This is a genomic window from Shewanella litoralis (assembly GCF_009828585.1).
Taxonomy (GTDB): domain Bacteria; phylum Pseudomonadota; class Gammaproteobacteria; order Enterobacterales; family Shewanellaceae; genus Shewanella; species Shewanella litoralis.
The window spans coordinates 1-22,059 of the sequence record NZ_WSRZ01000036.1 but is presented as its reverse complement, the minus strand read 5'-3'; the positions used below and the strand labels follow the sequence as shown (position 1 = coordinate 22,059).

General features: G+C 41.9%; 24 protein-coding genes. 9 read left to right on the top strand and 15 right to left on the bottom strand.

The annotated features are described in order from the left end of the window. Positions 1-468: 468 nt before the first annotated feature. From GQA99_RS19235 to GQA99_RS19220, 4 genes are all read right to left on the bottom strand, one after another. Positions 469-2,370, bottom strand: coding sequence for an HD domain-containing phosphohydrolase (locus GQA99_RS19235; protein WP_160056703.1), 1,902 nt, complete (start codon positions 2,368-2,370; stop codon positions 469-471). 194 nt (positions 2,371-2,564) lie between these two features. After that, positions 2,565-3,434, bottom strand: coding sequence for a formyltetrahydrofolate deformylase (gene purU / locus GQA99_RS19230; RefSeq protein ID WP_160056701.1), 870 nt, complete (start codon positions 3,432-3,434; stop codon positions 2,565-2,567). Positions 3,435-3,609: 175 nt separating this feature from the next. Then, the gene (locus GQA99_RS19225; protein WP_160056699.1) at positions 3,610-5,088 is read right to left on the bottom strand and encodes a PTS transporter subunit EIIC; all 1,479 of its coding nucleotides are present in this window, start codon (positions 5,086-5,088) and stop codon (positions 3,610-3,612) included. Then, the gene (locus tag GQA99_RS19220) at positions 5,040-5,504 is read right to left on the bottom strand and encodes a flavodoxin (protein WP_160056697.1); all 465 of its coding nucleotides are present in this window, start codon (positions 5,502-5,504) and stop codon (positions 5,040-5,042) included. The genes GQA99_RS19225 and GQA99_RS19220 overlap by 49 nt, the downstream gene beginning before the upstream one ends. Before the next feature lie 155 nt (positions 5,505-5,659). On the opposite strand from GQA99_RS19220, the gene GQA99_RS19215 reads away from it, so the two are divergent. Next, positions 5,660-5,821 (top strand): hypothetical protein, encoded by a 162-nt coding sequence (locus GQA99_RS19215; protein ID WP_160056695.1) that lies wholly within the window; start codon positions 5,660-5,662, stop codon positions 5,819-5,821. Positions 5,822-5,867: 46 nt separating this feature from the next. Here GQA99_RS19215 and truC read toward each other — a convergent pair whose 3' ends face one another. Together truC and GQA99_RS19205 are read right to left on the bottom strand one after the other, a co-directional pair. Further along, positions 5,868-6,662, bottom strand: coding sequence for a tRNA pseudouridine(65) synthase TruC (truC, locus tag GQA99_RS19210; RefSeq protein ID WP_160056707.1), 795 nt, complete (start codon positions 6,660-6,662; stop codon positions 5,868-5,870). A 131-nt stretch (positions 6,663-6,793) separates the two neighbouring features. After that, positions 6,794-7,126: a YqcC family protein gene (locus tag GQA99_RS19205; protein WP_240904656.1), complete on the bottom strand. Its 333-nt coding sequence runs from the start codon at positions 7,124-7,126 to the stop codon at positions 6,794-6,796. A gap of 78 nt (positions 7,127-7,204) precedes the next feature. Here GQA99_RS19205 and GQA99_RS19200 point away from each other — a divergent pair, with 78 nt between their 5' ends. Both GQA99_RS19200 and GQA99_RS19195 read left to right on the top strand, forming a co-directional pair. Further along, positions 7,205-8,218 (top strand): DUF3549 family protein, encoded by a 1,014-nt coding sequence (locus GQA99_RS19200; RefSeq protein WP_160056693.1) that lies wholly within the window; start codon positions 7,205-7,207, stop codon positions 8,216-8,218. Next, positions 8,215-8,601 carry a DUF3301 domain-containing protein gene (locus GQA99_RS19195; protein WP_160056691.1) on the top strand — a complete coding sequence of 129 codons (387 nt, stop codon included), beginning with the start codon at positions 8,215-8,217 and terminating at the stop codon, positions 8,599-8,601. Before GQA99_RS19200 ends, GQA99_RS19195 begins: the two co-directional genes overlap by 4 nt. 92 nt (positions 8,602-8,693) lie before the next feature. Here GQA99_RS19195 and GQA99_RS19190 read toward each other — a convergent pair whose 3' ends face one another. The 4 genes from GQA99_RS19190 to GQA99_RS19175 all read right to left on the bottom strand — a co-directional run bounded on the left by GQA99_RS19190 (position 8,694) and on the right by GQA99_RS19175 (position 12,565). Next, on the bottom strand, positions 8,694-9,401 hold the full coding sequence (locus GQA99_RS19190) for a hypothetical protein (RefSeq protein ID WP_160056689.1): 708 nt from the start codon (positions 9,399-9,401) through the stop codon (positions 8,694-8,696). A 1,032-nt stretch (positions 9,402-10,433) separates the two neighbouring features. Further along, positions 10,434-10,682: a Rossmann-fold NAD(P)-binding domain-containing protein gene (locus GQA99_RS19185; protein WP_206194591.1), complete on the bottom strand. Its 249-nt coding sequence runs from the start codon at positions 10,680-10,682 to the stop codon at positions 10,434-10,436. An 823-nt stretch (positions 10,683-11,505) separates the two neighbouring features. Further along, complete coding sequence (locus GQA99_RS19180) at positions 11,506-11,829, bottom strand: Mpo1-like protein (RefSeq protein WP_160056687.1); 324 nt, start codon at positions 11,827-11,829, stop codon at positions 11,506-11,508. Between the two features lie 94 nt (positions 11,830-11,923). Next, a complete protein-coding gene (locus GQA99_RS19175; RefSeq protein WP_160056685.1) occupies positions 11,924-12,565 on the bottom strand; it encodes a GNAT family N-acetyltransferase in 642 nt (213 codons plus the stop codon). 206 nt (positions 12,566-12,771) lie between these two features. Here GQA99_RS19175 and GQA99_RS19170 point away from each other — a divergent pair, with 206 nt between their 5' ends. Continuing rightward, a complete protein-coding gene (locus GQA99_RS19170) occupies positions 12,772-13,002 on the top strand; it encodes a DUF2789 domain-containing protein (RefSeq protein ID WP_160056683.1) in 231 nt (76 codons plus the stop codon). A gap of 36 nt (positions 13,003-13,038) precedes the next feature. On the opposite strand, the gene GQA99_RS19165 is transcribed toward GQA99_RS19170, so the two are convergent. After that, complete coding sequence (locus tag GQA99_RS19165; protein ID WP_160056681.1) at positions 13,039-13,422, bottom strand: DUF3192 domain-containing protein; 384 nt, start codon at positions 13,420-13,422, stop codon at positions 13,039-13,041. A gap of 157 nt (positions 13,423-13,579) precedes the next feature. Here GQA99_RS19165 and GQA99_RS19160 point away from each other — a divergent pair, with 157 nt between their 5' ends. Both GQA99_RS19160 and GQA99_RS19155 read left to right on the top strand, forming a co-directional pair. Beyond that, positions 13,580-13,933: a hypothetical protein gene (locus GQA99_RS19160; RefSeq protein ID WP_160056679.1), complete on the top strand. Its 354-nt coding sequence runs from the start codon at positions 13,580-13,582 to the stop codon at positions 13,931-13,933. 3 nt (positions 13,934-13,936) lie between these two features. Continuing rightward, positions 13,937-14,710: a Zn-ribbon-containing protein gene (locus GQA99_RS19155; RefSeq protein WP_160056677.1), complete on the top strand. Its 774-nt coding sequence runs from the start codon at positions 13,937-13,939 to the stop codon at positions 14,708-14,710. A gap of 86 nt (positions 14,711-14,796) precedes the next feature. On the opposite strand, the gene syd is transcribed toward GQA99_RS19155, so the two are convergent. Beyond that, the gene (syd, locus tag GQA99_RS19150) at positions 14,797-15,450 is read right to left on the bottom strand and encodes a SecY-interacting protein (protein ID WP_160056675.1); all 654 of its coding nucleotides are present in this window, start codon (positions 15,448-15,450) and stop codon (positions 14,797-14,799) included. 54 nt (positions 15,451-15,504) lie between these two features. On the opposite strand from syd, the gene queF reads away from it, so the two are divergent. Next, positions 15,505-16,362 carry an NADPH-dependent 7-cyano-7-deazaguanine reductase QueF gene (gene queF / locus GQA99_RS19145; protein ID WP_160056673.1) on the top strand — a complete coding sequence of 286 codons (858 nt, stop codon included), beginning with the start codon at positions 15,505-15,507 and terminating at the stop codon, positions 16,360-16,362. A gap of 65 nt (positions 16,363-16,427) precedes the next feature. On the opposite strand, the gene GQA99_RS19140 is transcribed toward queF, so the two are convergent. Next, the gene (locus tag GQA99_RS19140; protein ID WP_160056671.1) at positions 16,428-17,420 is read right to left on the bottom strand and encodes a LysR family transcriptional regulator; all 993 of its coding nucleotides are present in this window, start codon (positions 17,418-17,420) and stop codon (positions 16,428-16,430) included. Between the two features lie 116 nt (positions 17,421-17,536). Here GQA99_RS19140 and GQA99_RS19135 point away from each other — a divergent pair, with 116 nt between their 5' ends. Continuing rightward, on the top strand, positions 17,537-19,528 hold the full coding sequence (locus GQA99_RS19135) for an alkyl/aryl-sulfatase (RefSeq protein WP_373291457.1): 1,992 nt from the start codon (positions 17,537-17,539) through the stop codon (positions 19,526-19,528). 164 nt (positions 19,529-19,692) lie between these two features. Here GQA99_RS19135 and GQA99_RS20915 read toward each other — a convergent pair whose 3' ends face one another. After that, positions 19,693-20,649: a 4'-phosphopantetheinyl transferase family protein gene (locus GQA99_RS20915; protein ID WP_160056667.1), complete on the bottom strand. Its 957-nt coding sequence runs from the start codon at positions 20,647-20,649 to the stop codon at positions 19,693-19,695. Between the two features lie 120 nt (positions 20,650-20,769). Next, positions 20,770-20,904, bottom strand: coding sequence for a hypothetical protein (locus tag GQA99_RS20910; RefSeq protein WP_268244232.1), 135 nt, complete (start codon positions 20,902-20,904; stop codon positions 20,770-20,772). A 3-nt stretch (positions 20,905-20,907) separates the two neighbouring features. Between GQA99_RS20910 and GQA99_RS19125 the strand changes: the two genes are divergently transcribed. After that, complete coding sequence (locus GQA99_RS19125) at positions 20,908-21,798, top strand: FAD:protein FMN transferase (RefSeq protein WP_229785970.1); 891 nt, start codon at positions 20,908-20,910, stop codon at positions 21,796-21,798. The last annotated feature ends 261 nt before the right edge of the window (positions 21,799-22,059 follow it).

Below are 22,059 nucleotides of genomic sequence, written 5' to 3'. Positions count from 1 at the left end.
CAGTAGGTTTCAACTAATTTATTCATGCTCGTTCCTTTTTCTAATCACTCTTGGTCGAATGATCGGATCAAGGAACGAGCATTTAGTTCCTTTGGGGAGCTAATTTCTTATCCGAAGCTCAGGTTAATTATGTGATCAATCAGAGTCACTCAGACTATTCAGTTTGAGGCGAATTGTTGAAATAATGGTTATTCCCTTCTAAGGCAATGCAACAAAGAAATGAACGGTCTTAGTGTCTCCTGCAAGGCGGGTTTCTGTGCCTTCTATGCTGCTTAATAGCATTTTGACGTACGACTGCATGGATGCAGGAGCTAGAGCAACGCAGGAGCTGTTGCCGACGACTGCATGGATGCAGGAGCTAGAGCAACGCAGGAGCAGTTGCCGAGAAAAACTATGCCTACAATCCTATTACTTGCCTAGAAGACACAGAATTCCCGCAGAATGACCAGATAATTAGTGGAATTGGTATTACTGAGTTTTTTTAAGAAGCGCATTGGCTAAAATCTGCCAGGTTAACATCCCAATGACCTGCTCTTTATCATTTTGCACTAATAAATATGTGGCATTGGTCTTTTCTAGGGTTAATTTGGCATCATTTAAAATTGTATGATCACTAATCATACTCATCTTATGTGCCATGATTTGATGCGCACGTTTATTCAATAAACTTCTGTCAGCTGCACGCTCTGCTGCAGTGTCGATAAATGGACTGTGCCAAAATGCTAAAATCTGGTTATCGACGACACCAATTGGCTTACGCTCTTTTTCAGAGAGCACGACTGCCACTCCCATCTTAGCCTTTTTCATCATCGCTTCAGCGTGCTCTAAGGTATGATATTCCTCTAAAAATACTACAGGTGCCAATGCCAAATTCGACACATACTCCTCTTCTTTAAAATCTTCTACCGCCAAGATCTCTAAGCAAGCATCGACAACGGTTGCATCATATTGTATACCTCGACCTCGCATTAACTCTTGGGTTAATGCGTCCATGCCTAAAGAAGGACGATAAGGTCTGTGGCTTAAAATTGAATCGGCAATATCAGCTACCGCAATAATTTTAGCCTCTAAAATAATCTCTTTGCCTTTAAGACCTTTGGGGTAACCTGAGCCGTCTAAACGTTCATGATGTTGTAAAATCATTTGTTTAATGGGCCACGGAAATTCCACCTCGTCAATGATCAAGGCCCCTTGCTCAGGATGCTCCTTAACCATGGCAAACTCAGCTTCAGTTAACCGTGATGGTTTTGATAATATTTGGCTGGGCAATGCCAGTTTGCCGATATCGTGGATCAAAGCCCCTAGTTTTAGCCCTTCAAGGCACTCAGGTGACAAGCCCATTTTTTCGCCCATTAAATAACTTAACTGTGCCACAGACTTTTGATGACCAGCGGTATAAGCATCTTTGAGCTCCAGCGCTTCCGATATTGCACCAATTAATTGGACCAATATTAAGGTCATCTTCTCTTTTTGCGCTTTGATAATGCTCGATTGGTGCGATACGGCTTTCATCGTACGAGGCAGTTCAACGCTGTGCCATAAAATGGTGGCAAAAATAGTTAATGATTTAGCATCCACATGAGTATAAGGCTTATCTCGATTACCTACGCCAATAATCCCGACAAGCTTTTTACGGTAATGAATAGGAATACAAAGGTGGTTTTTAAAGGCAAAAAAACCGTCTTTTTGACTTTTATTGGCTATTAGCTCAGTTAAATCGTTATGAATAACGGGTTTGCGGGTTTTGATTGTTTCAGCCCAAAGGCCAGAATCAGCTTTGTATGTTTGTTGCTTAGGGATCGCAAAGTAGTCGCTGACACCATCGTTCCAGGCTGTTTTGACTATTTGATTCGATTTCTCATTAAAAATGTGAACGTAGCCGACGCTAGATTTAGTTAAGGATAAACCTTGTTTTATTGCCGTGACAAACACTAAATCGCCGCTGGCATTAATCACTTCTTCGATTTGCTCAAGCCAGTCATCACTGGACTGAATCGCTTGATGATAATCAGGATGCAGCTCATTTAACCAGGCCTTATCCAATTCAATTTCAATAATCGAAATACACCAGTGTTCGCCACTTTCTTCTACTGCGGTGAGCCTTGCTTGAAGCGCGTGGCCTTTATCGTCGACAAAATTAATCACATGGTTGCTTTGACGATCATTTAAATCAATGCCCTCAAGCGGAAACGTCGGAAATGCATTTGATATGGGTTGTTTTAATATGGCTGAAATCGGCTTTTTCGCTAATTTATACAGCGGCTCACTTAACTTAATTAACTCAAGCCGATCGTTTAAAATTCCCCAGCACAATTTCGCACTTTTAGGCACTTCAGACGGTTTTAAGAAAAAATCAGCTTTTTGTAACATCGTTCACCCTATAAAAACAGGAAATTACCTGACTATTTAAGTATAGAAAAACACGTATTCGACTTAAGCAATTAACCATATTTGAGTAAATATGTTATGGATAACAATAGCACAAGATATATATCGGCAGGAATAAGGCATAACTAAAGTTAAAGTATCAATGAGATAAAGCTTAAGTTATGCCAACTCAGATACTAAAAAACGACGGTTTTGTTGCCGTACACCACAACTTGTTCGTTTAGCACTAATTGCAATGCTTTACTGAGTACGCTTTTTTCTACATCGCGACCATTATGTGCAAGTTCTTCAGCGCTATAACTGTGATCAACTGAAATAACATCCTGCTTAATAATCGGTCCTTCGTCCAGATGATTATTAACAAAATGCGCCGTAGCACCGATAATTTTAACGCCTCGGTCCCACGCTTGCTTATATGGTGATGCGCCGATAAATGCCGGTAAAAAAGAATGGTGAATGTTAATGATTTTATCTGCAAAGGCTGACACGAACTCAGGAGTTAATACGCGCATGTATTTCGCCAACACCACAAAATCAGGATCGTATGGTTTAATCACTTTAAGCATGGCTTGTTCGTGCTCTTGACGGTTTAATCCTTCATGACTGACATAATGAAAAGGAATATCGAACTTTTCAGTCAACGGCTGTAACACATCATAATTGCCAACCACGGCGGCAATCTCAACATCTAAACCACCATAATAAGACTTCATTAAAATATCGCCTAAGCAATGGGCTTCTTTTGTCACCATAATAACAATGCGTTTAGTACACATATCCACCAGTTTCATGTGGTTTTGTGCCGGTAACACCGCACGTAATTCAGATAACAAACGCTCATCATCGAAGTGACCTTCAAGCTCTGCACGCATAAAAAAGCGTCCTTGAGCATGGTCGACAAATTCAGTATTTTTGATGATATTAAGCTCATTGGCAAAACACACATGGGTGATTTTTGCGATTAATCCTTTCGCATCGGCACAATCAGTAATTAACACTTTGCGCTGTAATTCTGTTGGACTGGTTTTATTTAATTGATGACTCACGCTAACAACTCCCGTATTGCGATTAAGATTAACCTTGTCAGTTTGCCACTGAATATGCATCTTTGGGGAGATTTTTTAATGATAAATTCTCATAATTACTCAAAAAAGCGCGTTTAGACATCATTTGCTACGCAATCATTAACGAACAGTCAAAGAGTGGTTAATTAACATCACGTTATTTTCGAGAATCGAGATATTTTTGCAGCAATTTACGTAACGATTCAGCTTTAGTGCCATAGACGACCTGCACACCTTTTCCCATTACCACTACGCCTTTTGCGCCTAAACGCATTAAACGGGCTTTATCAATTAAATCAGCTTGATTCACACTAATACGTAAACGGGTTAAACAGGCATTGATTTCAACAATATTGTCACGCCCACCAAGTGCTGAAATCATTGCGCGTAAGCTTTCTTTAGGCTCTGATACTCCATCAGTTTGATCCAGGCGTCCTGGGGTTTTTAAGTTAAAAGCTAAGATACTGGCCCTAAAAAGAGCATAATAAATGATGGCTGTAATCGGGCCGAGGATCCAAATCCAATAGGTATTTGCCGAACGTGAAAACAGTAAACTGAAATCGACCAAACCATGAGAAAATACAATACTATGGTGGACCTCTAACAATATGCACACGCTATAGGCAATCCCCGTCAGCAAAGCATGGACAAAAAACAAGAGTGGCGCGATAAACATAAATGCAAATTCAATCGGCTCTGTCACCCCAGTTAGCCAACTGGCAGTGGCTGCAGACAACATAATACCCGCTACACGATTACGCTCAGATTTATCTGCACAGCGCCAAATCGCCAATGCCGCTGCAGGCAACCCCCACATTTTAATCAAATAACCACCAGCAAGATTTCCAGCCAGTGGATCGCCAGCCAAATAACGGGCAACCTCGCCTCGCACCACCGCGCCTTGGTTTATGTATTGGCCAACCTCGAGATAAAACGGTGCATTCCAAATATGATGTAAGCCTAAAGGTATGAGCAAGCGCTCTACGGTACCATACACGCCAAAGGCAATTGCGGGATCTTGATAAACCGCCCAGTCAGATAAATGTTCAATCACTAGGGATAATGGCGGCCATACATGGCTTAATGCATACGCCAATATCATGGATAAAGGAATAACGATAATAGGTGCGCTGCGGCGACCTTCAAAAAATGAAAATATCGCAGGTAACTTAACATGCTGGCTAAATCGCACCGCAAGGCAAGTTATGCCGCCCACGAGCATGCCACCAGCAATCCCAGTATCGATAGTTTGCATTCCCCATAATGGACGCGATACTAAACCGTAAATATCAGTCAATGCGCCCATGGTCGATAAAAACACGCCAAAACCAAATACTGCTGAAAATGCAGCAATCCCCTGGTCGCGGCAAAAACCGATAGCGATGGCCACGCTAAACAGTAGTGGCATCATGGTAAACACTAAATTACCTACCGCTGAGAGCACAATATTAAGCTCAGAAGGAATAAACGGTAATGGGTTTACCGTAAGGCCCAGCATGACACCCGCTGCGGGTAAAATAGCAATAGGGATCAACAGCGCTTGGCTTAAGCGCTGTGCAAATTTAAACCATTGTTGGGTAAAAAATCTTAGGCTACGTTTGCCGATGTGACCGCGTTGTGCCAACTGGCTATCCATGTTTTTGCTTCAATTTCAGGTTCCATTGTTTCGCATGCATCAATTTCTAACTTATCGAGTAACGGTTTAGCGCCTAGCTCAATAAACAATTCGTCAAACTGTTTGATTGCACCACAAAATGTTTCATAACTTGAGTCACCTAAACCAATTAAACTGTATTTAAGTGACGGTAAATAAGGGGCATTATTTTTTAGCTCATTAAACCAAGGTGCAATATCTTCAGGAATGTCACCTTGTCCGGTGGTAGAGCACACAACCAGTAACAACTCATCTTGTGGTGGCACAAAGCCAAGCAATTCAGTAGGCTGCCAAAGTGTAGTGGTAAACCCTAATTTTGCAATGGCACCGTTAACCGTTTCAGCAGTATATTGAGCACTACCATAAACAGTACCAAAAACAACATTGACCTTTTTCATGGTATACTATCCCCTTAAATGAAATATGATAAAAATTGCGTTGAGAGTGAATAACTTACTTTATTCATTCAGGTTATCGCAAGTACCTTTGAAAAATCTATACAGAGCACTGATTAAGCGCTCTAGGTAAATAAAGTCATTACGGAAGAAGTATAATGCGACAAGTCAGTAGAAAGCGAAAACTCAAACTACAGCATAAATTCGCCCACATCCGCCGTAATTATTACTTCCATGTTGAGCAACAAGATCACGAACTTCTGCCTCCTATTGCTGAATTTGAAAAGCTCAAAAAAGCTATCGCTGACCACATGGAATAACATCAGTATTTCACTGTAAAACGTCATACTGATGCCATAAACATGACTAGCTCAATAACATACTCGGCATTGATGATAATTGCTCATCATCCCAGCCAAATGCGTCAAACACCGTTAACCACTCAGCTTCTAATTCAGCTTCAATATGCATTGCTTGTTGTGTCACTGGATGCACAAACTGCAAACTTTTAGCAATTAACCATAAGCGGTTGATTGCAAAGTGTTCTCTAAAAAATTTATTCTGCTTACCATCGCCATGAGTCGTATCGCCCACAATAGGATGGCGTAAATGCGCCATATGCCTGCGTAATTGATGTTTACGACCGGTGTGAGGGCTTAAACGGATTAATGCATAGCGACTACTTGGGTAACGACCTGAGCTATATGGAATCTCGGTATTTAGCAGCGGTTGAAAATCGGTTACCGCCTCTTGCGCGGCTTTGTTAGGGTCAACGTGTTTATCCCCTAAATCATCAAACTCTTGCTTTAAGGCATAATCTAAGGTGCCAGACTCGTGCATATTACCGCGCACAATAGCCAAATACTGTTTCTTAATACTGTGATCGGCAAATTGTTCGCACAATTGACGCGCAACATCACTGGATTTAGCAAACAGCAAAACCCCAGATGTTGGTCTGTCTAAACGATGCACAGGAAAAACATGGCACCCGACCAAATCGCGGGTCATTTGCATGGCAAAAAAACGTTCTCTTCGCGCCAAATAACTGCGATGAACCAACAATCCTGCCGGTTTGTGAATCGCCACAATATGTTCATCTTCAAATAATATTTCAATCTTCGGCGGTTGCTCGTCTGCCTCTAAGGCAATATCTGAGTTCATTAAAGGCGCTGCGTCCTCAATAAACTCAGGGTCATAACATTCGTCGTTATCAATGGCAGACAGCGCATCGTTATCTTTAGCATTCATTATGGGTATCACTTAACTTATGGGGATTAAACAATTTCAATGGATTATTGCTGGCTTAATAATGCGTCAAAGTCGTGTAAATGGCGTATCAGCTCAACGTAATCCGTCATACCTTGCCACATTTGTTCAGCCATGGGGGCGATTGCCATTGTGGTTGGCAGTGGATGCTCTTGGGCAACAAGTTCAGCCATTTTGGGAATAAAAATAAACTGTAACCATTGCTCAAATGCCATTGTATCGCAAGCAAAAGGGGCATGACTTGCCATAGCCGATGCGCTTGGTTGCGTATCAGACCAAAGGTGACACTGTTTAAGCAGTTGTTCTAATGTAATTAAATGATTTTTGCTGGCTAAATAAAGCATAAACTTGAACGACAATATCGAGGCTATGTCCGTTTATGATATCATTTAGCTTCTCGAATACCCATCCAACTTGTTTGATTTAGTGAAGAAACCATGACCGAAATAACCACCCTTAGCCAATTTCTGACCACCGCCAATACCCAATTCCAAATTTATGATTTAGGCCGTCGTGTTCAGCACATTGATATGTTGGCATTTCACCAAATCGATTCTTTGTTAGCGCCCTATCCATATCCTATTCAAGGGCACGCGCAATTTGCGATTGTATTTTGGCAACAACAGCAACAACCGTACATTTGGTTTGTAAAGTTACCGCTAGACGAACAAGGCTTGTTATCGCCCGCCCCTCGCACTCAGTTTATTAAAATGATTTTAGAGGCTCTTGGACGCGATCCAACCCAAGCATTAACCGATGAGCAGCAAGAACAACTCGCTAACCATCCTTTTAGCTTTAAACCCAATCAAAATAAACTTGCACTGTTTAATGCCTTAGTGAGATTGCAACTTGGCCAAAGCGCATCGAGCCAGTATGAATTTGCCGCTCAGTATCTGTCAGGCCAGGCGCCTAAAGACACCTGGCAACAATTAGGCTTACAGGGTTTAGCAGATATTTGCGTTCGCGCACATCAATTTGATCACCTTAATGACATTATTAATGCATTCGACCAGGCGCCAATAGAGGTGCAATCGGCGTTGTGCCAGTGTTTGGAACACATCACTGTTGATGAAGACATAGCAGAACGGTTATTTGCACAAATGTCGCAAGCTGAACCTGAGTTAAAAGTGATGTATTTAGCTGCTCTTGCGTCAAATACGCAACTGAGTATGTCTGCGATTATGCAATTGGATGAACAGCAATTATTAAACGACAATAGTTTAATTACCATTGCAGCGCGTAATTGGTTGGCACTAAAAGATGATGCAACCCGTAAAGTGTATTTAGAAGCATTAGCAAAACAGCCACAGCACTTCTTTAACCAAGTATTTGCTGATATCGTGGCGATACCAAGCTTACGTCAAGGATTACTGTCAGATTTACGTCATCCAGACCGCAGCATTCAATTAGCGACCGCCATTGGCGGATTATTTAAGGCCACCAGCCTATGATGAGTGATTTTTTATTAATTGTTGCTTTAGTTGTTGTCGGCGCGTTTTTTTGGCAACTGAGGCAAATGGCTGAACTCAGCCGTAGGGTTGCTGAGCAATCATGCAAAAAACAAAATGTTCAAATGCTTGCTATTGCAATGGAGTCCGCACGTCCAAGCATTGGCGGCTCTACCGGTATTTGTTGGAAAGCCACATTTATGTTCGAATTTAGTACCGATGGTATCAATCAATACCGCGGCCATATTATGATGCACGGTAATCGAGTGACTAAAATTCAATGGCCTATTTTCCCAGAACCAGAATGGATGGACGCCCCTATGGCAAGCGGCAAGTTTGGTGGGTGTGGTTCAAGCCAAAGTTGTAACTCTGGTAAGTGCCACTAGCTCAGTATTGAAGCACCGTTTATTACGACAGTTCAGCATAAAAAAAACGCTATTTTTAACAAAATAGCGTTTTTTTTGCTTTGATTATTGGATTAGGTTTGTGGCTTATCCAATATTTTATACTCGCTATATGTCACTTTATGTATGCTGTCTAATGATTTAAAAATCGCTGCGGTACCATTAATGATGGTTGAAGTGTGCGCAGGCATTACCAACCCTTCAAACACATCAAAACCCAACTCCAATTCAAATTTGGTTAGGGTGACTGAAAATGCAGGGTTTAATTCGTCGGTATTGCTGATTAAAATTTTGCGTAACTGCTTCGAGCGCTTATCTAAGTAAATAGTCCCAGTTAATGCATTATTATCTAACTTGTCGATATTGGGTGTAAACGTAAATGCGACACTATCTCCTTCCTCATCCACTAATGCTAATGTCGACAAATTAATCAGATCAGAAAACGCTAATTCATGGGTATTTTCATCTTTATCTTGCAGGAGTTCTTGCTGATGTTCACGGTATTCTTGTAAGCGCTTTTTATCGGGATTTTCACCATTTTCAGACACCAGGATCCAGCGTTCTGAGTCAGGTAAAGAGGCATTAAATTGTTCAACTCGAGTCATGTCAGGCATCACAGTGTGTTGTGAGTACTGCCAACGCACTTTTGTATCGTCAGTATTGTTATTGATATCGCTTAACGCTTGCTCGACCCATTGTTGCTGCTCTTCACTCACTTGTGCATTGGCGTGATAGCAAACGAATGAAAAACCCATCAATAGTGCGATTTGAAACCCTTTCATACTATCTCCTTATACAATGGTGACTTAGCTGTTGTGTACTCAAATGAGCTGCCATTACATAGGCACTTTACAATTGGACAACATATCACTACAAAGTTCCATCACTCAGAAAAAATGCAAAAAGAAAGGCCGCGACAGTAACTGTCGCGGCCTTTTTATCTCTTGTTAAGCTTTCCCGCTATTTAAGTGCTCCCTGCACCATCCATGCGTCTAACTTGCGTCCTGCTCAATCCTTGGTCATTCCGTGATGATCCTTGTACTTGCGTACTTTCCTTCTTACTCGATTATCCATTGACCGAGCCTGCTCTATCCTAAGCGTGTCCTTGTATCATCCATGAAATCTTTACTTATCCTGTGGCAAATCATTTGCCTAATACTTTGCATCCTGCAACATTATCATCCTAATAATGCTTAAAACCCGTTGTTCACTTAACGCGTATAACGTGTTTTGCGTTTCATCCTGAAACTGTAATTCGTCCATTAAATCCGTTTACATCGGGTCATCTATGACCTACTGACTTCCTTGTGTTGTCCCGTCCTAGGAACGAGATAAATAATAATTCATTTACCTCTACGCAAACAGATACCTCTTAATGAATAAAACACCGCCGCGAGTGCATAATAAATTAATCCCTTAATAATTAATTAGTTAGATTTCTCATGGTTTATTTTCTCAATAATAAAGTGATTAGTCTCACACTCCTTGTGAGATATATCTCACAAACAGGCTGGCAATAATGGTAACAAGCAAGCTGACCATTAACAAATAAACAACAAATAACACTGTGTCAGTATGATTTTTGTGCTTTAGGTTATTGCTGTTGCACAAATAATCACTCCACAGGTTGATAACGGCTTTGTGAAATAAACGTAAATATTTTAAGAATGGCCATAACAGTGGATGTCACTGAAGGTTAATGAGTCTGCTATTCGCGTTAAGCATAGCCAACTCAAAAGCAAGCACCTAAATGGTTAGGCACTTGCTTTATGTAAAAGCTATTCAGAGTTAATTATTTACAACAGTGAACAAGCTTAAATATAGTCTTTGGTGTCTAGGGCTGCACCTGACACGTTCGTTCCAATCGCGACACTGTATGCTTTTGCGGTGTCAGCTGCAGAAACCCCATCTGTACTGTCCATACTCATTAATTCCATGGTTTCTTTAACAAAGTGAGGACTCACGGTATTGGTTCGTAATATGCACCAAAATTCCAAAGCGGCGGTTATGGCAAATGAGTCTACTCTAGCATTCACCAAACTGACTACTGATGAGCCTACCATTTAAAGCTACCACCTTCACGAAGGTACTTTTGTGCCACTTGAAATAAAGCGATGGCCAATTAATTTATTATTTACGGTCATCTCATTAAGATAGGCACGTTTAAACAATGACTGAGAAAAATATGGGACTAATTTGGGACTATAAAAGCAAAAAGGCACAACCTTAAGTTATAAGGTTGTGCCCGTAACACTTTTGTCAGCATCCTACTGAAATGTGCTCCCTGCATCGTCCATGTAAACATGCATCCTAGCAGTCCGTTTCCTTTTTGCTCATTTCCATGACCTTTGCTTATACGAATACAAACAAAATATCTTATGAGTGTCATTCCATTGAACAGCCTATCCATCGACTGAGCATTCAATCCGTTGAGTCATCCATGCTGCATCCTGCAGTCCTATCCTTGTGTCCTTGTGTCGCTTTCGCTTCACCCTTCCTTGATTCGGCTATCCATTTGCCGAGCTTATGCCCTGGGTCCTTGAGCGTGTCCTGATATCATCCTTGAAAATCTTTACTAACAATCCACTTCGAAAATCTGCTTCAACAATTGAATTCAGATCCCAGCAAACTAACCTTTGTTTCTCATCCTAAGAAAAGCCAGTTAATTATTCGCTTTCGATGGGTACATTCTAGCTAAAAAGCATTGCATGAAAAGTCACTAAAACCGACTGAAACAAAAGTTTCACATAACAAAAAACCTCAGAAAAGTTTCAAGAGGCTGTTTTTAAACACATTTTAATATTCAAACCTGATTAACACTCACACCTTCAGATAAAATAGCCTACATCAATGTAGGATAATGCTCACAAGCGTGTGAGCGAGGCTCTATTTAGTTCCTATAACCTTAGACCATTGCCGTTTTAACATTTGCCCAAACATCACCCAATCTCCCCATAAACTGTACAGTGGGTAGGTAAATGTTGCAGGGCGATTTTTTTCAAATATAAAGTGTCCTAACCAGGCAAAACCATAGCCAATTACCGGCAATAAAAGCAGTTGCCACCAATGTTGGTTAATCAGCGTATTGACAATAATGACTAAAATAATAGTGCTGCCCACATAGTGTAATCTACGGCACACAGGGTCTTGATGTTGCGACAGGTAAAACGGATAAAACTCTGCAAAAGAACGGTAACGTTTAGCTTGCATGACATGCTCCACAATTTATTAGCTTTGATACAATCAAAGACATGAAACTCGATAGTGCGTAATGTCGTTGTTACGCGCTCAAATCATCCTACGACTAAGTTGCGTTGTCTGGTTTGTTATAAAATAAAATCTCACCATCAACCTTGCCAATATTGACCTCGGCAATACTGCTAAACCCTTGCTGGACAAACACAGCATGATGCTTAGGGTGAGTCACAAACACCCCAATGCCATCAAGCTTCGGCTGTTCGTCACACCAACTTAAAACGGCTTGAATTAATTTGGCACCATAACCTTTATTTTGCTCGTTTGGTGCTAAGGCAATAAATTGTAAGATGCCACATTTGTCAGAGGGCAAATGCTCTAAAATGCAGTTTTCTTTTTCAATCAAGCCCTGGGTAGACTTCCAACCCGTGCCTAACACCATTTTTAAGCGCCAATGCCAGTACCGACCTTCGCCTAACGGCACTTGTTGAGTAATTACGCACGCAACACCGATAAGCCGTTCATCATCAAATAAGCCTATTAAGGGTTGTTCTTGTTGCCAGAGTTCATTGAGTTCTTCGCGAATTGCAGCGCGGAGTTTTTGTTCGTATTGTGCTTGATCTTGCTGCCCCAAAACACCAATAAAATAAGGGTCGTCATGGTAGGCGTTATAGAGGATTGAGGCCGCCACACGTAAGTCTTCAGCAGTTAAATACACTGCTCGTAAAGTTTCCAAGGTAGGGTTATCCATTATTGTTATTCCTTGTTTGATGACTCATTTTCTTAACTTGTTCAGTTAACAAGTGAATAACTTAGCAAGTTAACAAGATTGAAACAATCTACAAATACGGTTTACCTTTAGAATCAATAAATAGCTTTATTGATTAGTTCTTTGCAATTTGGGTATCGAAGATTAATACTGGAAATTCTAACGGATCATATAAAGGAGTCGTGAAAATGGATACTACAGAAAATGATTTAAGCCACTTATTCCAGCAGCTAGGATTAGCACACTCACAACACGATATTAATGAGTTTGTCAGCCGAAATAAATTAGCAAAACACACCTTGCTGGTTGACGCTCAATGCTGGAATGCTGGTCAACGTGCATTTATAAAAGAAGCCTTAATGGAAGACGCCCAGTGGTCGGAAGTCATCGACCAATTGGACGTCATGATGAGAGGCTAACCTGGCTATTACAATAACAAACTAAGTCTATTTGGCTTAAATTTGCTTCATAGCCGTGTCACCCCAGCCAACTAAGGTATTGTTTTTGAATACCACTGGGGTGCACTCATCTTTTGTGGTTTTACCGTCACCTTTTGCCCATTGAGTTCGATAATAAAGTACTTTAATGGCCTGCTCATCATTAGCCGAATTGATTTGGGTATACGCTTCACTAAAGTCTGCGGTACCCATTAATGTCGCCACTTGCTCGCTGGTCATGCCGAGTGCAAGGTTAGCCAATAAAGCACGATTTTTATCTTGTTGTTCTTGCCAATACTCATGGCTTTTACCTGATTCATGATCGCCTACGCTGATCACACAGCCACTTAATCCCACTGACATTAGCGCCAAGACACTTGCCGCAATAAGTTTTGATTTCATGTTGCATCCTTTTTGTTAAAATATAACCCACATTGTGTTGTGATCTTTTAAGCTAGAATCATGCCAAAAAATAAAACATTGAATTAATTAGGTTTTACCTATTAGTTCTGCAATAGTAGTGATTCTGACTAACAAAAATTAAGGAATTTAACTAACAATGAGTCCAATCGAACAGGTGTTAGCCGCAGCCAAGTCCATTGCCATAAATGGCCATACACCGAGCTTAGCGTTAATAAAAGGTCGTTTAGGCAGTCGTTTCCCGATGCCAGTGCTGATCCAGGGGCTACAACAATTTAAAGCATTGCCAAAATCAGAATGGCAAAACTTACCTGAATTAGCCGATATTCCAGCACCTGAAACCGCAAGTGATGGGCTAGCTAACCCGATTGAGCAATTGCAGCAGCAAGTCGACGCCATGCAGCAACTCATTAACCAGCTCAACAACCGCGTAATGGAACTTGAGCAACAAGTTAACCAACATTTGCCAACCATTTCCCCTAAGGCCGAATAATCCATGTTTGTTTTTGAACTTCGCTTTGAATGCTTTGCCGACACCACCATTGATGCCGCCGAAAAAGCCATTAACGGTTTACTCGAAGCACTGCGCGCTAATGGACAAATACTGGGGCGTGAGTTCGCGGTCGCGTTTAATGATGGTGAGTTTAAAGTGCGCTTGTTATTGCCAGAAAAAACCAGCCTAGCCAACCGATACAATAGTCCGTGGGTAAAAGTGGCATTAACTGAGCTGACACAAGCCAAGCTACTAGCGCCAAGAGAGAAGTTTATTGGTCAGGACATTAACTCTGAAGTAAGCAATACCGACACACCGTCCTGGCAATTGTTATATACCAGCTACGTGCACATGTGCTCGCCACTGCGCAGTGGTGACAATTTATTACCTATTCCGCTGTATCAACTACAAGCCACCTTCAATGGCGACCATAAACGTATCATTAAATGGCAAACCGAATGGCAAGCCTGTGATGAACTGCAAATGGCAGCAGCCACTAAAGCAGAATTTGCCGCATTAGATGAAATCACTCGGGCAGACAGTGACTTATTTAGACGAGGATGGGACTTACGTGGGCGGATTGAGTACCTAACGAAGATACCCACTTACTATTATTTATATCGCGTGGGCGGAGAGTCATTACAAACAGAGCTCGCCCGCCCTTGCCCGCGCTGCGCCTCACATGATTGGAAGCTCGAACAACCGTTATTAGACATGTTTCACTTTAGGTGTGAACCTTGCCGCATTGTGTCTAACATCTCATGGGATCATCAATAAACCTATTGAACATGAAAACGCATCACACTTTAAAATGCATATGATTATACAGCGTGATGCGGATATTCAATTGCAATAAACATTAACTAATGACGTTTACCACGTAACATATCCCACATCATTTTCATCCGCAGCCAAATACCAGGGTGCTCAACAATAGGCGCACTCTCTTCAACGGGCTTTTGTGGCGGTTTGATCATTGGCGAAATAATCTGTAAAAACTCGGTTAACGACTCCGCTAATTTTGTGCGTTGTTTTTCACCCGGAATTTCAATCCACACACTGCCATCGTCATTATTAACAGTGAGCATTTCATCGCCCTCTCCTAGCACGCCAATAAACCAAGTTGCTGGTTGCTTGAGCTTTTTCTTCATGATCAAATGACCAATTACATTTTGTTGCAAATTTTCAAAGTCTTCTTGATTCCACACTTGCAATAACTCACCATCACCAAATGGTGCGGTAAACTGCAATGGCGCTGAAAAATACTCACCATAAAATGCATGAATATCTTGGTGTAGTTGAATATTTAATGCATGCTCTACATTATTAAAGTCAGCCGCATCGTCACGTTTAATCGGCTGCCAAAACACAGTATCATCAGTGCCAGAGTTAAATTTACCTTGAATACATATTGAGTCTTCGCCCAAAGGATAATAGCGCGGGAATTCAGACAAGGTATCTTGGTAAGATTTAAGATAACTATTTATAAAGCTTTCTAATGCAGATGAACAAGACACTTAAGCCACTCGTAGTTTATAATAAAATCATATTTTGACACGGAAACCGATTAGATGACACACAATCACGACCCTTATAGTGATGCTGATGCACTTAAAGGCCTAACCTTAGGCCAAGCAACGGTATATCAAGCTGAGTATGACGCGTCACTGCTGCAAGGGGTTCCACGCAAACTTAATCGAGATGCAATTGCATTAAGTGGTGATTTACCTTTCCATGGTACTGACATTTGGACAGGCTATGAATTGTCGTGGCTAAACGCCAAAGGCAAACCCGTTGTAGCGTTATTAGAAGTGCAACTGGATATCAATAGCGCCAATCTGATTGAATCAAAATCGTTTAAATTGTACTTAAATAGCTTTAACCAAACTAAGTTTGATAGCGTTGAAGACGTGCAAGACACCTTAAGCCGCGATTTAGCACTGTGCGCCGACGGTGATGTTAGCGTTAAAGTCATTGAGCCTAGGCATTTTAACCTTGAGCGTATTGTCGACCTACCCGGTACCTGCATTGACGATTTAGACATCGAAGTCACCGAGTACGAGTTTAATCCAGACCATTTAGTTGGCAGTACAGATCCTGACAAAAATGTCGCCGAAACTCTTAACTCAAACTTATTAAAGTCTAACTGCTTAATTACCTCACAACCTGACTGGGGCAGTGTGATGATCCGCTATCAGGGCCCTAAGATTGATCGTGAAAAACTGCTGCGCTATTTGATTTCTTTCCGTCAGCATAATGAATTTCACGAGCAGTGCGTTGAGCGTATTTTTGTCGACCTAAAAAAATACTGCCAATGCACTAAGTTAACCGTGTATGCACGTTACACTCGTCGTGGCGGTTTAGACATTAACCCCTACCGCAGCGATTTTGAAAACCCGCCAGAATCTAATCGTCTCGCGAGACAGTAAAGACTAAAGCGACAAAGTAAAACATTAAAAGCCAATCATCATCGATTGGCTTTTTTGTTGCCCAGTTAAGCTGTATAAGCTTGTTTCATTAATGTTTCAATGGTTTGTCTGAGCCAAATACACGACTTATCTTGCGCATGTTTGCTGGGCCAAATGCTGAATAATTCAATCGGGCGAGTCTCAAAAGGCAGCTTAAGTAATTTAAGTTTAAACAACTGGGCATAACTTTGAGTAAAGGCATAGGGCGCAATGCCAATGGCATTAGACTTACTGATCAACGACAACATACTCAATAACGACGTGTGCTCGCTGTGTAAGGTGCGTGGTGGTAACGGTTCATGGGCAATAATATCGGCTACGCGCATATTGTCTCGATGAAAGCGATACATAACATGCTCAGCGGCAAAGTATTGTCCTGAGCTCACTTGCTGTTTAATGTGAGGATGTTGCTCGCGTACGACACAAACAATCTGCTCCTGAGCCACCTTTTGAAAACTAAAGGTTTTCATTTTAGGCGGCACAATATCTATCACCAAATCCACTTTTTGCATCTGTAAATCTTGATATTGCTCTGCTTCTAGCACAGGCGAATTTCGCAATACCACCCGCACCGATAAACTAGCCAGGGCTTTATCAAGCAGCGGCTGTAATAAATCTATGACCGACTCATTAGCATAAATCGTAAATACTCGAGTTGAGGTGTGGGGATCAAACTCGCGGATCCCCCTTAAGGTTTGCTCAATGGCATCAAGCATTGGCTGCACCGAATTAAAGATGTGCAACCCAGAAGCCGTTGGTTCAATGCCGCGTCCCACTCGAATAAACAACTCACAATCTAATGCTGTCTTGAGCCGATTTATCGCGTTGCTCACCGACGATTGAGTGATCGCTAATTGCTCCGCAGCTCTTGTAATTGACGACAGCTGACATACAACACAAAACACCCGCAATAGATTTAAATCCAGGGTCGCTAATTTTTGGCTCAGTTCATCATTCATATACTTATCCACCATGGCAAACACATTCATAATATGAATGTGTTTTAACTGTTTTACCATAGTTATATTCCAACATTTATTCACTAGGATAGGTTAATACCGCTCAATCGCTAAACAATGCTGGCTTTAATTTCTTGAGGTTCGTTATGCAAAAATCTGCTCTTACGTTATCAACCATTACACGTTCAACAATCGCATTTTCATTTATCACCGCACTTTCATTGCCAGCTCTTGCGGCGCAGCACCAACATGACCACCTAACCGTAGACTACCAAGGCAAAGCCGCTTCAGCAGCGACGATTGCACATAACAAAGCGGTTGCCCAAAGCCTTAATTTTAATGACAAGGTCGCCTTTGAGCGCTTTAGTAAAAACCAAATTGCCGAATTTGACCAAGCTACCGCTGATATTTTACGTGCTGAATTTAGCTTTATTAGTGAACAGTTTCCAGACTCAGTTAACCCATCGCTTTACCGCCAAGCACAGCTTAATATGGTGCCAAATGGTTTGTATAAAGTGACCGAGGGGATTTATCAGGTACGCGGAACTGACTTATCGAATATGACCTTAATCCGCGGTAAAACAGGTTGGATTGTTTATGATGTGTTGTTAACAAAGCAAGCTGCAGAGCAATCAATAAAATTTGCCTTTGCAAATCTGCCAGAAGGTGCAGATTTACCGATTGTAGCGATGATTTACTCCCACAGCCATGCGGACCATTTTGGCGGCGCTCGCGGCATAAAAGCCTTATACCCTAATGTAAAAGTGTATGGTTCAAACAATATCACCGCCGAAATCGTTGATGAAAACGTGCTCGCAGGTAATGCCATGAGCCGCCGTGCCAGCTATCAATATGGGGTGATGCTCGGTAAAAATGATCATGGTATTGTTGATGCGGCGCTGGCAAAGGGTTTATCAAAAGGTGAAATTACTTACGTAAAACCAGATTATCAACTCAATCAACAAGGCAAGTGGGAAACCTTAACGATTGACGGACTAGAAATGGTGTTTATGGATGCCTCTGGCACTGAAGCGGCCAGCGAAATGATCACTTATATTCCGTCATTAAACGCACTGTGGAGCGGTGAGCTTACCTACGATGGAATGCACAACATCTATACCTTACGCGGAGCCAAAGTGCGTGATGCGTTAAAGTGGTCAAAAGACATTAACCAAATGATCAATGCATTTGGTCAAGATGTACAAGTGCTGTTTGCGGCTCACTCTGCGCCCGTATGGGGAAACGAGCAAATTAACCAGTACCTTAAAATGCAACGCGACAACTATGGCCTAGTGCATAATCAATCGCTGCGCCTAGCCAATCAGGGTGTGGTAATACAAGATATTGGTGACGCCATCATGGACACCATTCCACAAACGGTTAAAGACACCTGGTATACCAAAGGGTATCACGGTACCTACAGTCACAATGCCAAAGCGGTTTACAATATGTATCTGGGCTACTTTGACATGAACCCAGCCAACTTAAACCCGCTGCCAACGCAGCAAGAAGCCATTAAGTTTGTTCAATATATGGGCGGCGCTGCAACTATTATTGAAAAAGCCAAGGTCGATTATGCTCAAGGCGATTATCGCTTTGTTGCCACGGTACTCAATAAACTGGTAATGGCCGCCCCCACAAACCAAGTCGCACGCGATTTACTCGCCGACACTTATGAGCAGCTCGGTTATCAAGCTGAAGGGGCGGGCTGGAGAAATATCTATTTAACTGGCGCACAAGAGTTACGGGTAGGCATTTTACCTGGCGCGCCAAAGTCAGCCTCCGCCGATGTGATAAGTGAAATGGATATTGCCACGCTATTTGATTTTTTAGCCGTCAAAGTCGACAGTATTGCAGCGGATAAACTCGGTAATATCAGCTTAAATGTGGTGACTAAAGCGACAAACACAACGCCTGAAACTACCGTGTTTGTTGAACTGAGCCATGGCAATCTCAATAACATTGTGATTGAAAAAGCTAAAACGGCAGACGCCACGTTAACCGTCGATAAAGCCGATATCGTTAATGTGTTATTAGGTAAAACATCACTTAAACAACTTCTTGAGCAAGGTAAAGCCAGTATGACAGGTGACCCACAAGCCTTTGGTAAAATAGCCTCCACTTTAGTGCAATTTGATGAAAGCTTTGCCATCGTCCCTTTAAAGTAAACGTTAGCAGTAAAACAGTTGCGAATAATGAGTGAAATATTGCTTCACTTAATTCAGCCGAAGCGATGCTTCGGCTTAATGGCTTTCTCGCATATTTTTATGCCTGATGATTTATAGATGATTCTTTATAGATGATTCTTTATTGAAAATTTGCGATTAAAGACCTAGGCATTCGCATCTGCCAATAGTTGTGTCAGCGACAACTGATAAACGGCTAACGCATTATCGCTGCACTCAACATTAGTCGACCCTAGCCCAATATCTTGTCTATTTACGCCTAAAGTGATGGCAAAACGATATTGTTGATCAAGCCGGCCCAGTTGCGTTTGCCATAACATCGTATTGGCAATATCTTCAACATCAATAAAATTGAGCTTAACCCCTTGATGTAACGCAATAGATTGCTCAATCTTGCCCTGCAATTGCACATGCCCTTCATTCAACTCACTAAAATCAACGGCAAAGGATTTAAGTGACAAAGCTAAACCTAGCCCACGCGCTTTAATGTAAGACTCTTTTACCGCCCATAAATCAAAGAAACGTTGCCGCTGCAGTTCAATGGGTAACTGCAACAATGTGTCGGTTTCAGCCAGGGTAAAATAGTGATTTAAAATTGGTACAATATCGGTACTGCTGCGCTCACGCTCAATATCAACGCCAAAACACAAGGAGGGAAGAAGCTCAGATTGAGTGCTTTGGGTTAACTCAACACTACGCTCAGACGTAAGGTTAACGTTATGCTGACTGCTCGCAGCTTCAATCACGCCAATCATTAACCATTGACCACTGTGACTTAAATTGAAATGTAATCCGGTTTGCGCACACAAATCATGGCTTAATGCCGGTTTGCCTTTAGCGCCATAAATAAACTGCCACTGTACAGGCTCAACATCGCTGTGGCGCGATAATATTGCTCTTAGTGCCAGTCTAACTTGCAGGGCATTATTACGCGCCGACGGGCTTTTATAACGGGCAACTTTTGCCTCTTCGTCTTCGCTTAACCAACCCAGGGCTAATCCAGCATCAAAGTCTGCAGGGGCAAGTTCTGCATCAAGTGGCACAAAGTAAATATGCGGTTTTATGGATGGATAACATTGATTTACATCAGCAATAATGGGCATTAAAACAACAAAACTCGAGTAGACGATAATAAGGCTAAATTACCGTAATATGTGCTGCTCAGCGAGTAATTTGTCGATTAAGCACTTATTTTCATCATAGCGGTTGCCGAACGTTGCCATTTAATCAACAATCAGCGCTACCGCCTTACAGGAAACAAACGATTCATGGGTAAATTCAGCGCCGTTATTGTCATCATGTTGTTTGCATTTAATTCGCACTCGGCCTTTGCCCAGTGGCACCAAAAGAGGTTCCATGTCATGGGAACCCTCGCTCATGTTGAATTTTGGCTAGAAGATGGCGCTACAAAAGCAACAGCAGATGAACTCATTCTGGCGGTTGAGCAAGAGATGCAGCGCATTGATCAAACCATGAGCCCTTATATTGCCACCAGTGCACTGAGCGTAATTAACCGGGATGCGGCCACCCGACCAGTTATCGTTAGCCAGGAATTGTTTGATTTACTCACCGATGCGCACCACATTGCAGTATTAACCCATGGAATGTTTGACATCACTTATGCCTCTATCGGTTATCAATACGATTACCGCAAGCATCAAAAACCCAATCAAGCCGCAATAAAAAAAGCGTTAACCGCCATTAATTATCAAACGGTTATCTTAGATAAATCGAGCTTATCCGTTAAATTTACCGATGCTGATGTTAAAATTGATTTAGGCGGGATCGCCAAAGGCCATGCGGTTAAAAACTGTATCGCCATTCTTAAGAAAGCCGGCATTGAACATGCACTCATTAGCGCTGGCGGCGACACCACGTTACTTGGCGATCGTATCGGCCGCCCGTGGTTTGTTGGCATTAAACACCCTCGCGCCGAAGAAAAAACTGCGGTGCAATTACCTCTTAGTAACGAATCGATATCCACATCTGGCGATTATGAGCGTTACTTCATCGAAGACGGCGTACGTTACCATCACATTATTAACCCCAAAACCGGCGACTCCGCCCGCAATGTGGTGAGCGTATCGATTATTGGTAAAAATCCAACTTACGTAGACGCCCTCTCCACCGCCATTTTTGTGATGGGATTACAACAAGGTATGGCGCTAATAAATGACTTACCTGATTACGAAGCCATCATTATCGATAACCAACAAACCCTGCATGTATCAACAGGATTACAACAAGATTGATGCTATAGCTCTGCCATGTGCGTGAGAGTTTCTGGATGGCGCTGTACTCATTTCAAAAGAGTAATTGCTTGCCCATTTGGCGCACTGCCCTTGCTCCCAGTTCTCTCCTAAAAAGCTCTCCTAAAAAAGCTCCTAAAAAAGCTCCTAAAAAGCCACCCAGAATTTGAGCATAAAAGCTCCTAAAAAGCCACCCAGAATTTGAGCAAGTGACTTAACTAAAAGCTCCTAAAAAAAAGCTCCTAAAAAGCCACCCAGAATTTG